This is a genomic window from uncultured Xylophilus sp. (genome assembly GCA_913776965.1).
GTDB lineage: Bacteria > Pseudomonadota > Gammaproteobacteria > Burkholderiales > Burkholderiaceae_C > Xylophilus.
Genome location: CAJYQL010000018.1, coordinates 18,081 through 31,747 on the forward strand (window position 1 = coordinate 18,081; position 13,667 = coordinate 31,747).

Sequence of the window (13,667 nt, forward strand, 5' to 3'; positions counted from 1 at the left end):
CCATGGCCTGCCTACCCCGTATTTCGATTCTTCTCGGCCGCCGCGTCGGGGCCGCCGTGCTGCTGGCGCTGCCAGCGGCCGGCGCCTTCGCGCAGGCACCGGCCTGGCCCGACAAGCCGGTACGACTGGTCGTGCCTTATTCGGCCGGCGGCACCACCGACTATGCAGCCCGCCAGATCGCACAGAAGCTTTCCGACGCCACCGGCAAGAGCTTCTTCGTCGAGAACAAGACCGGCGCCTCCGGCACCATCGCCACGCAGGACGTGGTGCGCAGCACGCCCGACGGCAGCAACTTCCTGGTGACCGACACCACGTACACCATGCTGCCGCTGCTGTTCGCCAAGCTGCCGTGGAACTACCGGAGCGATCTGGTTCATGTCACCGGCATCATCGAAACACCGGTGGTGCTGGTGGTGCCCGAGAAGTCGCCCTTCAAGACGCTGCAGGACCTTGTCGCCCATGCCCGGGCCCACCCCGGCAAGCTGAATTTCGGTTCGGGCGGGCCGGCCAGCTCCACCCATCTGTCGGCCGAGGTGTTCAAGAGCGACGCCAAGGTCTTCATCACCCACATTCCCTACCGGGGTGCAGGCGCCGCCATGGCCGACGTGATGGCCGGCCAGATCGATCTGCTGATCACCGCTGCCCCGACTGCGATTCCGCAGGTCAAGGGCGGCCGGGTGCGGGCGCTGGCCACTACCGGCGACCGCCGGCTGCAGGCCCTGCCCGATGTGCCTACCTTCGCAGAGGCAGGGCTGCCGTCGTACCAGGTCGTTAACTGGTTCGGCCTTGCGGCACCGAAGGGGACGCCCGCACCCGTGATCGAAAAGCTGCACGCCCTCGTCGCATCGGCGATGACCGATCCTGCGATGCAGGCGAGCATGGCCCAGCAGGGCGCGTCCTACCGGCCGATGACGGTTCGGCAGTTCGGCGATTTCGTGAACAAGGAAGTCGCCGTTTGGGCGGAGGCGGGCCGGCGCGCCGGCCTGAAGCCCGAGTCATCCACCGGCCGGTTCTGACGACTGCACGAGGACAACCACCCGATGTGGAACCTGAGCTTCACCCCTCCCATCGTGATCGAGGCGCAGGTGCTGTCGCGCATGAACGACGCGCTGCGCCTGCCGCGCCGCAGCGCATGGGCCGACGCCAACAAGCCGGGACAGGTCGTCGACTGCTTCCTGGAGGGCCCGGCGTTCGACCGGGGCGGTGCTCTGTATGTCACGGACATCCCGCATGGCCGCATCTTCCGCATCGAAGGCGACGGTGCGTGGAAGCCGATCGCCGACACCGACGGCTGGCCCAACGGCCTGGCCTTTCATGCGGATGGAAGCCTGTGGATCGCCGACTACCGGCGCGGCATCCTGCGCTGCGACCCGGTCCGCGGCACCGTCGAGACGGTGGTGGGCCACCGCAACAGCGAATCCTTCAAGGGCGTGAACGACCTGGTGTTCGACGCGCAGGGGCGTCTGTATTTCACCGACCAGGGCCAGACCGGGCTGCACGACCCGACGGGCCGGGTCTACCGGTGGAGCCCGGACGGGCGCCTCGACCTGCTGCTGGGGCAGGGTCCCAGTCCCAACGGCATCGCCCTGGATGCGGCCCGGCAGGTGCTCTACGTGGCCCTGACCCGCGCCAATCAGGTCTGGCGCGCCCCCCTGCTGACCGACGGAAGCCTGTCGAAGATGGGCGCGTTCCAGACGTTCTTCGGCGCCAGCGGGCCCGATGGTCTGGCAGCCACCGCCGACGGCGGTCTGGTGGTCGCCCACGCCAGCCTGGGCGGTGCCTTCCTGCTCGACGTGCGCGGGCAGGTGACCCACTTCGTGCGCAGCCCTGCGGGCCACACGATCACCAACGTGGCGTTCCGTCCCGGCACAAGGCAACTGGTGCTGACCGATGCCCAGACCGGCACTCTGCTGCAAGCCGAACTGCCGGTCGCGGGAGCGGTGCTGTATTCGCACGCCTGACCGCGCCAGCGGCGGCGGAGGATCAGCCGATCAGCTGCTGCGACCAGTCCGCATACCAGGTGCGGAACAGGTGGTACTGGTTCTCGGCGTACTTGCGCTGCGCATCGGTCAGCGCGTCGGTCGCGTTGAAATGCAGCGTGTATTCCGTCTGGCCGTTGAGCACCAGCAGGTACTTGTAGAACAGCACCAGGTCGGTTCCTTCGTCGAACGACGACAGCACGGCCAGGGCGGACTCCAGTTCGCGGGCCTGGCGCCGGGCGGTCGCGTCGCCGCGGGCCGCCTTCTTGCTCAGGTCCACCAGCTGCAGCACTTCGCGCGGCAGCGCGTTGCCGATGCCGGTGATCGCGCCGGTGGCACCGCAGTTCACGAAGCCGTGGACCACCTGGGTGTCCACCCCGACCATCAGCGTCACGTCCTCGTCCTGCGAGGTGATGTGCTCGGCCGCGTAGCGCAGGTCGGCGGCACCGCCGAACTCCTTGAAGCCGATCAGGTTCGGATGGGCGCGGCGCAGTTCGAAGAACAGGTCGGCGCGGGTCGCGAAACCGTAGTAGGGGCTGTTGTAGATCACCGCCGGCAGCTGCGGCGCCGCGGCCAGGATCGCCGAGAAATGCGCCTTCTGGGCCGTCGCCGAGGAGCCGCGCGACAGGACGCGGGGAATGACCATCAGGCCGTGGGCGCCGACCTGCGCGGCGTGGGCGGCATGGGATACGGCTTCGGCCGAGTTCACCGCACCGGTGCCGACAATCGTGGGGATGCCGGCGGCGACCAGGCGGGCCACGCCCTCCTGTCGCTGCTCGCGGGTCAGCAGCGGCCAGTCGCCCATCGAGCCGCAGTACACGACGGCGCTCATGCCGGCGTCGATCAGCTCGCGGCCCTTGGCCACGAGGGCGTCGTAGTCGGGCTGGCGGTCGGCCGTGCAGGGCGTCATCAGGGCGGGGATGGTGCCGGTGAAGATGGAGTCGTTCATGGAAGGTCCTGTGAAGAAGAAAAGGTGCCGCTCGCACGGCGGAGGGATCGGTCGTCCGCGGGGCATGCCGCGCACCGCACACGGTTTATAAATAGGCTGTAAATATATTTGCGGTATGTTTTGTTGCGAGGATAGGAGAAGTTCAGGCGGCGCACAAGAGGGTTTCGGCGGATGTTCGCCCGTCGCGACACGCACCTGTCGGGAATAGATTCCGGATATATTGAAAGGCTCCTAACGGCCCCTTTCGCACCCCGTCATGCCCGCACTCAACACCCGCGCCTCGAAGCATTCCGCCAAAGCGCCGGTCAAGCGCCGTGCGGCCGACATCGCCTACGACCGCATCGAGTCGCTGATCGCCCGGCTCGAGATCGCCCCGGGCACGCCGGTGGTCGAGGCCGAGATCGCCGAGCTGACCGGGCTGGGCCGCACGCCGGTGCGCGAGGCGCTGATGCGCATGGTGTCGATCGGCCTGGTCGCGCAGCAGCCGCGCCGCGGTCTCGTGGTGTCGAGCATCGACGTGTCCGATCACCTCGACGTGGTGGAGACGCGCCGGGTGCTGGAGCGCCTGATCGCGGCCAGCTCGGCGCGCCGGGCCACGCCCGAACAGCGCAAGGCGCTGGTCGCGGCCGCGCAGAAGATGATCAAGGCCGCCGAGAAGGACAACCTCGACGCCTACATGCAGGCGGACCAGGAACTCGACCACATCAATCACGCCGCCTGCGGCAACGCGTCGGCCGTCGGTGCGGTGCTGCCGCTGGTGGTGCAGTGCCGGCGCTTCTGGTACGCCTACCAGCACGAAGGCGAGATCGGCGAAGGCGCCCGGGCGCACCTGGCGATGGCCGAAGCCATCGCCTCCAGCGACGCCGCCGCGGCCGAGCAGGGCGCCGAGCAGCTGATGCAGTATCTGGCGCGCTTCACCCACCGCATCATCAATTCCTGACAGGGTGCCGGGCCCGGAGCGGCTGCACATCGCGATGCGGCGGCGGCGGTCCGGTCAGAGCGTCGCGCCGACGGCGCGCAGCTCGGCGATCTGCGGTGCCTTGGGCAGCCAGATCTTGTCGAACGCCTCGATCGCCGGCTTGGGGTCGTAGCTGGTCAGCTCGCGGATCGCGATCGGCTCCTTGCGCAGCTTCTCCAGCAGACCGGCTTCGGTCATGACGATGTCGGCGATCTGCGCATCGAGCACCTGGGCGGTCAGGCGCCGGACCAGATCGCGGTCCTTGGCGTCGAGCGTCTGCCAGATGCGGCCCGAGACGAGCGGTGCGAACGGCATGAACAGCGCGTTCATCGGCATCATGACCTTCGAGACCTTGTCGAAACGCTGGTTCCAGGAGAACTCGACGTCGGCTTCCAGCCCGTCGACCTGGCCGTTGGTCATCGCATCGAACACCGCCGGCGTCGGGATCGGCGTGGGGGCCGCGCCGAAGTACTGGTAGAAGTCGCGGTACACCGGCGTCGGGTTGATGCGCAGCTTCATGCCTTTCAGGTCGTTCGGCGTCTTGATGTCCTTGGTGGAGAACACGACACGCATGCCGGTGATGCCCCAACCGAGGCCGATGCAGCCGGTTTCGCGCGGCAGCACGTCGAGCAACTTGAGCGCAGCCGGCGTCTTCACCAGCTTGCCAACGGCGGGCGTGGAGCGCACCAGGTAGGGCGCGTTGATCGACGCGACGCTGGGCACCCGGGTGCCGAGCTCGGCCGCCTGGATCCAGCCCATGTCCAGGGCGCCGGACTGCAGCTGCTGCATCATCACCGACTCGTTGCCGAGCTGGCCGGAGTGGAAGACGGTGACGGTCAGCCGGCCGTCGGTCGCCTTCTTGAGTTCGTTGCCGAACTGCAGCGCCGCGCGGTTCCACGAATGGCCGGCCGGCGTGATCAGGCCGAGGCGGAATTCCTTGGCTGCCGCGGCGCGCGACGGGGTGACGAAGGCCAGCGGCGCGGCCGCGGCGGCCGAGGTCTGGAGGAAATGGCGGCGATTCAGGGGCATGGCAGGGCTCCGTGCAGGCGGGGTGGGACAGGGGAACGACGGGAATGGATCGAGGTGCCGGGCGCGGGGCCCGGACTACTTCAGCAGCCCGAGCGACAGGCTCGGGAACAGCGACAGCATCACCAGCGCGATGCAGCTGATGATGAAGAAGGGCAGGGTGACGATGAACATCTTCCCGGGCTTGGCGCCGGTCACCGCGGCGGCGACGAAGAAGCTCAGGCCGACCGGCGGCGACATCAGGCCCAGCACCAGGTTGATCACGATCACCACGCCGAAATGGCGCGGATCGATGTGGTAGATCTCGGTGGCGATCGGCAGCAGGATCGGCGCGGTCATGATCAGGCCCGGGATGCCGTCGATCACGGTGCCGATCACCAGCAGGATCACGTTGACCAGCAGCAGGAAGGTGATCGGGTCCTTGGCCACGGTCTGGATCCATTCCGCGACCATCTGCGGCACCTTGCCGTAGATCAGCAGCCACGAGAAGACCGACGCGGCGGCCACCAGGAACAGCACGATCGCCGAATAGATGCCCGAGCGCAGCATGATCGCGCCGAGGCTCGAATAGCTGAACTCGCGGGTCACGTAGCGGCCCACCAGCACCGCGCTCACCGCGCCCACGGCAGCGGCTTCGGTCGGGTTGGCGAGGCCGGTCAGGATCGAACCGACGATCACCAGCGGGATGAGCAGCGTCGGGCTCGACACCAGCACGGTACGGGCACGCTCGCGCAGCGTGCGTTTGGCGCTGCGCGGGTAGTGGTAGATGAAGCCCATGCAGGCGATCACCACGAAGAACAGCAGCGTCAGCAGGATGCCGGGCAGGATGCCCGCGATCAGCATGTCGCCGACCGCCACCTGCGCCAGCACGCTGTAGACCACGAACATCACCGAGGGCGGGATGATCGGGCCGAGCATCCCGCCGTAGACCGTCAGGCCCGCAGCGAAGGTTTTGTCGTAGCCCTGCTTCTCCATCTCCGGGACCATCACCTGCGACATGATCGCGACCTGCGCGGTGGCCGACCCGATGATCGAGGACACCAGCATGTTCGCCAGGATGTTGACGTAGGCGAGCCCGCCCTTGACCGAGCCGACGAAGGCCATCGACAGGTCGACCAGGCGGCGGGTGATGCCGCCGCTATTCATCACCTCGCCGATCAGGATGAACAGCGGGATCGCGATCAGGCCGTAGCTGTCGACGCCCGCGAACATCTGCGTGGCATAGGACTGCAGCAGCACCGGGTTGTCGGTGCTGTAGATATAGAAGATGCCGGACAGGCACAGGCACAGGCCGATCGGCACGCCAACCAGCATGATCGCGACGAAGAAGAGCGAGGTCAGCATGTCAGTTCACCGCTTCCGGGTTGGCGGCGTCGAACGCCGGGTGCTTGCGCTGCGGCGCCAGGCGCAGGTCTTCCAGCAGGTTGGCAAGGGCATGCAGGCTCATGCACAGCGCGAAGATCGGCATGATCAGCTGGAGGACCCAGACCGGCCATTCCAGTGTCTGCGTGCGCTCGGTGTAGAGGAAGTTGAACGACTCGGCCGCATATTCCCGGGCATCGAAACCCTTGCGGGCAATGCCGACCGGGTCCATCCAGATCCAGCACATCGCCACCAGCGCGAGTGCGAAGGCCAGCACGCCGCCGGTCGCGACCAGCTTCGCCACCCGGGCGCTGCGCGGGCCGAGCTTGTCGGTCACCATCGTCACCGCGAAGTCCATCCGCAGACGGGTCATCGCGGAAGCGCCCACGAAGGTGAGCCAGACCACCGCATAGACCGACGCCTCGTCCACCCAGTAGAGCGGCATGCCGCTGTAGCGGGTGGCGACGTTGATCAGCACCAGGGCGGTGAGCAGCGTCATCAGGCCGGTGATCAGCCAGCGCTCGAGCTTCAGCAGCGCACCGGAAGCGTCGAGAACCAGCCGCACCAGGGGATGCGGCGCAAGAGGGGGAGGGGCGGAGGCTTCCATGGCGGCTGAACTGAAGTTTTGAAGATATGGTCGATATATTTATAGCATCCGCTAAAGCAATTTGGATGCCAGGCGCTGGCGCGCCACCTGCCGACCCAGGTCTATAAATATATTTACAGTATCCTGCTGAGGCATTGGCGTAAACGCGAACTGGTCGCCGCGCCGGTTTTGTGTCAGGGAGTGCACATGCAGGCAAGAGGTGCGCGCACCGGACCTGTGCGCGACCCGCTGTTCCGGTGCGCGCACCGACGGCAGCCTCGCGCGCGGGCGTCTTAGGCGGCGACGCGCACCGTGTCCCTGCCGTCCTGCTTGGCTTGCAGCATCGCGAGGTCGGCCCGGTGCAGCAGCGGGGCCGCCGCCTCGCCCTGGTGCAGCACCGCGATGCCGGCCGACACCGTCAGCCGTCCGTCGGGTCGCGGCACCTCGGCCAGCCGGGCGCGCAGCCGTGCCGCCAGCGCCCGGGCATCGGCCTCGCCCTGACCGGGCAACAGGATGCAGAACTCCTCGCCGCCCAACCGTCCGAAGAGATCAGTGGTGCGCAGGCCCTGCTGCAGGGCGTCGGCCAGCCCGCGCAGCACCGCATCGCCCGCCGCATGCCCGTGCAGGTCGTTGAGCCGTTTGAAATGGTCGACGTCGATGTACAGCAGGGCCAAGGGCGTGGCGGTCGCATGCGCCTGCGCGACGGCGCGGTCCAGCTGCTGCAGGAATTCCGCCCGGCTGCGGGCGCCGGTCAGCGTGTCGGTGACCGACAGCTCCGCCAGCTGCCGGGCTTGGTCGAAGGCCCGGCGCTGGTAGTCGCGGGCGCGCTGGTAGGTGACGAAGGCCGCTCCGAGCGAGACCGTCGCGCACAGCACGGTATACACCGCGTCCGCACGGCTGACCGCCGGATCGCCCACGAACGGCAGCAAGAAGCCGTAGCAGGCGACAGCCCCGCCGAACCACTGACCCACCGTGATCCAGAAGAAGCTGGCCGAGAGCAGGACGATGATCGCGATCGGCAGGAAGTACATCAGCTGCCGGTCGGTGCCGAGTGTGCCGAGGTAGTTGCTGCCGGTGACCGTGGCGATGGTGGCCATGCAGGCCCAGCCGTAGAGGCGCACCGACGGTGCACGGACGATCAGGTAGGCGGACACGGCGGTCGCCGCCAGCAACGCCACCCGCAGGCCCACATATTCGGGTGCCGGCAGCAGCAGCCGCAGCAGGATGGACAGCAGCGTCCCCAGCACGGCGGCGATGCCCATCTCGGGAGCGGTCGACTGCACGCGGCGCAGCGTCTTGGTGCGGAAATCGGCCTCGCGCTCGGCAGCGCCCTGCATGGACGGGGACGATACCGGCCGCGGTGCTGACGTCGGTGCAGAGAAGGTCATAGCCGGCAAATTCTAGGGAGCCGCGCAGGGAGCCCTGCATGCGCGATGCCGTAGCCGAGGCCCAGGTCAGCAGCGCGGCCGTCCGTCGTTGCGGTTCTGGCTGAGCGCTCCTGAAAAGATAGCTGCATATGCTTGCTGGACGGGCGCAAAAGGCCGATCAGGTGCCGATATCTCCCGCCGCACCGGACGACCGACGCTCCGGCACGTCCTGCCCCTCGAACAGGCTGCGTCCGTGCGCATGCAGCAGCGCCACCAGCCGCGCCGCCGCGGGCGACGGCACCCGTGCCTTCGGATAGGTGAGGCCGAACTTGCGCACCAGTGTCGTCGCGGCGAGCGGGATCTCCTGCAGCAGGCCGCCGCTGGCCCGCAGTGTCCGGCGCGAGACGAAGCTCAGCAGTTCGGTGTGCGCGATCACCTGGGGCACCAGCGGGATCGAATTGGTCTCGATCTGCGCCACCGGCGGCGGGAGCCCGTGGGCGGCGAAGGCATTGTCGAGCCAGACCCGGCTCGCGACCGCCGCGTTCGGCAGCGCCCAGCGGTAGCGGCCGAGCGTCTCCAGCCGCACGCGCCGCTGCGCGAACACCGGGTGCCCGCGCGCGGCGACCGCGACCACCGTGTCTTCCAGCAGCGTGTCGCAGGCGAATTCGTCTTCCTGCTCGGGCACGAAGCCGAGCACCAGGTCGAGCGTGCCGTCGCGCAGGGAGTCGCGCAGCTCGTAGTTCATGCGGATCGTGAGCTGCAGCTGCACGTCGGGCGCCTCGGCCAGCATCAGGCCGCAGATGCGCGGCAGCAGGTATTCGGCGCCGAGCGGGCCGCTGCCGAGCCGCACCACGCCGGCGGTGCCGCGGCCAAGCGCACCGATGTCGTGGCGCACCGCGTCGGCGGCGGCGATCAGCGGCATGGCGCGGGCCAGCAGGGCGACGCCGGCGGCCGACAGGCGCTGGCCGCGGCCGTCGCGCTCGAACAGCTGCGCCTCCAGCGAGGCTTCGAGCCGGTCGATCGCCTTCGCCAGCGCCGGCTGGCTGCGGTGCACTCGCTCGGCCGCGCGCCGGGTGCTGCCGGCCTCGGCCAGGGCCACGAAGTACTTGAGGTCGCGCAGATCCATGGGCAGGGCGGCGCAGCAGTCGCACGGTCGTCGCCACTGATCGCCAGAAGTGTTCGGTCGGCAAAAATTCTAAATTGGACGGTATCGGACGCGGCTCCCAGAATCGGCGGTCCCTTCCCCCAGCCCCACTGCTGCCGCATGCCGTTCACCATCCTCGTCACCGCCCCCCGGCTGGCTCCTGCCGGCCGCGACCTGCTGGCCGCCGCCGGCGCGCGGGTGCTCTACCTGCCCGAGGGCGGCGATGCCGCGGCGGTGGCGGATCTGCTGGCCACCGAGCCCGTCGACGCGGTGATCTCGCGTACGGTGGACCTCACCGCGCCGGCGATCGCCCGCTGCCCGACGCTGAAGGTCATCTCCAAGCACGGCGTCGGGGTGAGCAACATCGACGTGGACGCCGCCACCGCGCGCGGCATTCCGGTCTACGTGACGCCCGGCGCCAATGCGCAGTCGGTGGCCGAGATGACGCTCGGCCTGATGTTCGCCGCTGCCCGCCGCATCGGCTGGATGGACCGCGAACTGCACGACGGTCGCTGGAGCCGCGCGCAGGACGGGGTGGAACTGCACGGCCGCACGCTCGGCCTGCTCGGATTCGGGCAGGTCGGCCGGCGGGTCGCGGTGGCGGCGCAGGCGATCGGCATGCAGGTGGCGGCCTTCGATCCGGCGCTGGCCGGCGGCGCGCCGCCGGTCGCCGGCGTGCGCCTGGTCGAGAGCGCCGAGGCGCTGCTGCCGCTGGCGGATGTGCTGAGCCTGCATGTGCCGCTCAACCGCCACACCCGGGGCCTGCTGGGCGCGGCGCAGCTTGCGCAGCTGCCGCGCGGCGCGATCCTGGTCAACACCGCGCGCGGCGAGGTGGTGGACGAGCCGGCGCTGGTCGCGGCGCTGCAGAGCGGGCACCTCCACGCTGCCGGCCTGGACACGATGGCGGTCGAGCCGCTGCCGGCCGGCCATCCCTTCACCACGCTGCCCAACGTCGTGCTCACGCCGCACGTCGGCGGTTCCACGCCCGCCGCGCTCGCTGCGATGGCCGCCGGCGCTGCCCGCAACGTGCTCGGCTGGCTGCAGGGCACGCCGGCGGATGCGCAGTCCTGCGTCAACCCGCAGGTGCTGGGCGCGCACGCCGCCACCGCTGCCACGGCCTGACCACCGCGGACGTCCTCGCCGCACGACCGCGACAGCACCAACGACTGCGGCGGCTACCAAGACAGCCGAGGCCGTCGCCCGATATCCCGCTTTTTCACCCGAAGGAGACACCATGACCGTAGACACCCCATCCTGGCCGCCCGGCTGGCGCATCAACCCCCGCGCTGCCGGCCCCGCGGCCGACATCGTCGCCGCCTTCCAGGGCCTGCCCGCCGCCGCCATCGGCGACGCGATGAGCCGCAACATCGGCACCGTCGGCCTGCGCCAGTACCACGCAGACGTGAACGCCGTCCTCTGCGGCCCGGCCGTCACCGTCCGGGTGCGGCCCGGCGACAACCTGATGATCCACAAGGCGCTGATGATGGTGCAGCCCGGCGACGTGCTGGTGATCGACGGCGGCGGCGACGTGTCGCAGGCGCTGGTCGGCGGCCTGATGCGCACCACCTGCGTTGCGAAGAAGATCGCCGGCCTGGTGATTGACGGCGCGGTGCGCGACGTGGCCGAATGGGCCGCGCCCGGCATGCCGATCTTCGCGAAGGGCCACACCCACCGCGGCCCGAGCAAGGACGGCCCGGGCGAAGTCAACGTGCCGGTCGCCTGCGCCGGCCTGGTGGTGCAGCCGGGCGACCTGGTGGTGGGCGATGCCGACGGCGTGATCGCGATCCCCGCCGCCGAGGCGGCCGAAGTGCTGCGGAAGACCCGCGCCCACCTGGAGAAGGAAGCCGCGATCCGCGCCGCCAACGCCGCCGGCACCTCCGACCCCGAGCGCTTCGACGCCGCGCTGCGCGCCAAGGGCCTGCCGGTCTGAACGGCTGCGCCGGCATCCACACCAGGAGACATCCATGCAACGACGCCATTTCCTCCACACCGCCGGCGCCGCGCTGGCCGGCGCCGCTTTCGGCCGCAGCGCCCTCGCGCAGGACGCCTGGCCGCAGCGGCCGATCCGGCTGGTGGTGCCGTTCCCGCCGGGCGGCGGTACCGACGCCACCTCGCGGCTGGTCGCCGAGCGGCTCACCGCCGCGCGCGGCTGGACCATCGTGGTCGACAACAAGCCCGGCGCCGCCGGCAACATCGGGCTCGACGCGGTCGCCAAGGCGCCGGCCGACGGCTACACGCTCGGCATGGGCCAGTCGAGCAACCTGACGATCAACCCGGCGCTCTATCCGAAGATGCCCTTCGATCCGGTGAAGGACTTCACGCCGATCGTCGAGGTGGCCGCGCAGCCGATCATCCTGGCGGTGCGCGCCGATGCGCCGATGCGCACCCTGGCCGACTTCGTCGCCGCGGCGAAGAAGCAGCCCGGCGCCCTCGGCGTGGCGCAGGCCGGCAACGGCACCGTCGGCCATCTGGCGGCCGAGATGCTGGCGCGCCGCGCCGGCATCCAGGTGCTGCAGGTGCCCTACAAGGGCGCCGCGCCGGCCATGACCGACCTGCTCGGCGGGCAGGTCGCGGTCTACTTCGGCAGCAGCGTGTCGATCATGCCGCAGCTCAAGGGCGGCAAGGTCCGGGCGCTGGCGGTCACCTCGGCCCGGCGCCTGCCGTCGCTGCCCGACGTGCCGACCGTCGCCGAGCAGGGCTATGCCGGCTTCGACGCGGTGACCTGGCTCGGTCTGGTCGGCCCCGCCGGACTGCCGGCCGACATCGTCAAGCGCGTGAACGCCGAGGTGGTGCAGCTGCTCGCGACGAAGGACGTGCAGGACCGGCTGGCGGTGGAGGGCAGCGTGCCCGCCACCGGCACGCCGCAGCAGTTCGCATCGCTGATCCGCACCGAGCTGGGCCAGTGGGGCCAGCTGGTGCGCGAGGCCGGCATCAAGCTCGACTGACCGCCTGCGCGCTGGCCGCCGCGACCAACGCCCGCTCCACCGCGTCTATCCGCCGGTTGCCCGCATCGGCCGCGCGGCGCACCAGCACCATCTGCCGCAGCGGGGCGTCGCGGCCGAGGCCGATTACGCGCACCGGGTAGTGCGCGCGCTGTTCCGGTCGCAGCCGCGGCAGCACCGAGATGCCGAGGCCGGCGGCGACCATCGCCACGATCGCGTCGATGCCCGGCACGTCGACCAGCGCTGCGCACTGCGGCACCCGCGCATCCACCCAGCGCGCGGCGAGGTGGTCGACGAATGCGGTTACCGCCGGGCGCGGATCGGCGGCATGGACGGCGTGAATGGCTAGGTCGCGCGGCCCCTCCCATGCCGGCAGCACGCGCACCAGCCGCCCATCGGCCAGTGACCGCCCGACATCCCATAGCGAGCGCAGCGCGATGCCGACCCCGGCCAGCGCCAGTTCGCGGACGATCTCGCTGGAGTTGGTGCGGACATGGCTGCGCCCGGTCACCTGCACGCGCCCGCCGGGGCGCAGCAACGTCCAAGGCAATTGTCCGTCCGCCGCCAGCAGCCGGTGGTCGGCCAGCGCCCGGGGATGCGCCGGAACGCCGTGGTCAGCGAGATAGGCGGGGCTGGCGCAGACCACGCGGCGATTGTCCGCCAGCCGGCGGGCGACCAGGCCGGCGGGCGGATCGGCGGTGATGCGGATCGCGCAATCGATCCGTTCGGCCGCCAGATCGACATAGCTGTCGGACAGCAGCAGTTCGAGGTCGACCGCCGGATGGTCGCGCAGGAAGTCGCCCAGATGCGGCGCGATATGCAGCCGCGCGAACGAGGTCGGCGCGGCGATGCGCAGCGGTCCGGCGGGCGCTGCGGCGGCCCCGGTCACCCGCGCCTCGGCGGCGGCCAGTGCCGAGAGGATCGGCGTGAGATCGGCGTGCAGCTGCGCCCCGACCGGGGTCGGGTGGAGCCGCCGCGTGGTGCGTTCGATCAGCCGCGCGCCCAGTCGCGCCTCGAACCGGGCCAGCCGCTTCGACACCATCGCGGGCGAGGTGCCCAGCACGCGGGCGGCGGCGGCGATGCTGCCGGTATCGAGGATCGCGGCGAAGAGTTCATGGTCGGGATCGAGCGGCATTCGTTCCTCTCCGGCATGGCTGTGCTGCGATTATGGGTGGTTCCGGCGGGAAAGGCGAGGCGGTATGTTCCGCCCGTATCGTCATTCCGGCGAATGCCGGAATCCATGGATATGGGACGTGGCGGTCCCTTTGCGGCGTTTCGTGACCATGGATCCCGGCCTGCGCCGGGATGACGAAGGGGAGAGAATGATATGCCGGAAATCTTCGTCGAACGCGCC

At 69.9% G+C, this 13,667-nt stretch carries 13 protein-coding genes; 6 read left to right on the forward strand and 7 right to left on the reverse strand.

Translation table 11 applies throughout. The features are described 5' to 3' along the window. The first annotated feature begins 2 nt into the window (after window positions 1–2). Window positions 3–1,016, forward strand: a complete 1,014-nt coding sequence (locus QZ500_RS02280) for a tripartite tricarboxylate transporter substrate binding protein (RefSeq protein WP_295850263.1) — start codon at window positions 3–5, stop codon at window positions 1,014–1,016. Window positions 1,017–1,040: 24 nt separating this feature from the next. After that, window positions 1,041–1,961, forward strand: coding sequence for an SMP-30/gluconolactonase/LRE family protein (locus QZ500_RS02285; protein WP_295850264.1), 921 nt, complete (start codon window positions 1,041–1,043; stop codon window positions 1,959–1,961). A 22-nt stretch (window positions 1,962–1,983) separates the two neighbouring features. On the opposite strand, the gene QZ500_RS02290 is transcribed toward QZ500_RS02285, so the two are convergent. Beyond that, on the reverse strand, window positions 1,984–2,928 hold the full coding sequence (locus QZ500_RS02290; protein WP_295850266.1) for a dihydrodipicolinate synthase family protein: 945 nt from the start codon (window positions 2,926–2,928) through the stop codon (window positions 1,984–1,986). Between the two features lie 256 nt (window positions 2,929–3,184). On the opposite strand from QZ500_RS02290, the gene QZ500_RS02295 reads away from it, so the two are divergent. After that, window positions 3,185–3,868, forward strand: coding sequence for a GntR family transcriptional regulator (locus tag QZ500_RS02295; RefSeq protein WP_295850269.1), 684 nt, complete (start codon window positions 3,185–3,187; stop codon window positions 3,866–3,868). 54 nt (window positions 3,869–3,922) lie between these two features. Here the strand turns inward: QZ500_RS02295 and QZ500_RS02300 are convergent, their stop codons facing one another. From QZ500_RS02300 to QZ500_RS02320, 5 genes are all read right to left on the reverse strand, one after another. After that, on the reverse strand, window positions 3,923–4,915 hold the full coding sequence (locus QZ500_RS02300; protein WP_295850271.1) for a TRAP transporter substrate-binding protein: 993 nt from the start codon (window positions 4,913–4,915) through the stop codon (window positions 3,923–3,925). A gap of 75 nt (window positions 4,916–4,990) precedes the next feature. After that, window positions 4,991–6,256 carry a TRAP transporter large permease gene (locus QZ500_RS02305; protein ID WP_295850272.1) on the reverse strand — a complete coding sequence of 422 codons (1,266 nt, stop codon included), beginning with the start codon at window positions 6,254–6,256 and terminating at the stop codon, window positions 4,991–4,993. A 1-nt stretch (window position 6,257) separates the two neighbouring features. Continuing rightward, window positions 6,258–6,881: a TRAP transporter small permease gene (locus QZ500_RS02310; RefSeq protein WP_295850274.1), complete on the reverse strand. Its 624-nt coding sequence runs from the start codon at window positions 6,879–6,881 to the stop codon at window positions 6,258–6,260. 272 nt (window positions 6,882–7,153) lie between these two features. Further along, the gene (locus QZ500_RS02315; RefSeq protein WP_295850277.1) at window positions 7,154–8,197 is read right to left on the reverse strand and encodes a GGDEF domain-containing protein; all 1,044 of its coding nucleotides are present in this window, start codon (window positions 8,195–8,197) and stop codon (window positions 7,154–7,156) included. A gap of 208 nt (window positions 8,198–8,405) precedes the next feature. Continuing rightward, window positions 8,406–9,353, reverse strand: a complete 948-nt coding sequence (locus QZ500_RS02320; protein WP_295850279.1) for a LysR family transcriptional regulator — start codon at window positions 9,351–9,353, stop codon at window positions 8,406–8,408. Between the two features lie 138 nt (window positions 9,354–9,491). On the opposite strand from QZ500_RS02320, the gene QZ500_RS02325 reads away from it, so the two are divergent. The 3 genes from QZ500_RS02325 (at window position 9,492) to QZ500_RS02335 (ending at window position 12,316) form a co-directional block, all read left to right on the forward strand. Next, window positions 9,492–10,493, forward strand: coding sequence for a hydroxyacid dehydrogenase (locus QZ500_RS02325; protein WP_295850281.1), 1,002 nt, complete (start codon window positions 9,492–9,494; stop codon window positions 10,491–10,493). Between the two features lie 112 nt (window positions 10,494–10,605). Next, entirely contained in the window at window positions 10,606–11,301 is a 696-nt protein-coding gene (locus tag QZ500_RS02330; protein ID WP_295850282.1) for an RraA family protein, read from the forward strand. Between the two features lie 34 nt (window positions 11,302–11,335). Next, window positions 11,336–12,316: a tripartite tricarboxylate transporter substrate binding protein gene (locus QZ500_RS02335; protein WP_295850284.1), complete on the forward strand. Its 981-nt coding sequence runs from the start codon at window positions 11,336–11,338 to the stop codon at window positions 12,314–12,316. Here QZ500_RS02335 and QZ500_RS02340 read toward each other — a convergent pair. Then, a complete protein-coding gene (locus tag QZ500_RS02340) occupies window positions 12,303–13,448 on the reverse strand; it encodes a LysR substrate-binding domain-containing protein (RefSeq protein WP_295850287.1) in 1,146 nt (381 codons plus the stop codon). The genes QZ500_RS02335 and QZ500_RS02340 overlap by 14 nt on opposite strands. Window positions 13,449–13,667 lie beyond the last annotated feature (219 nt).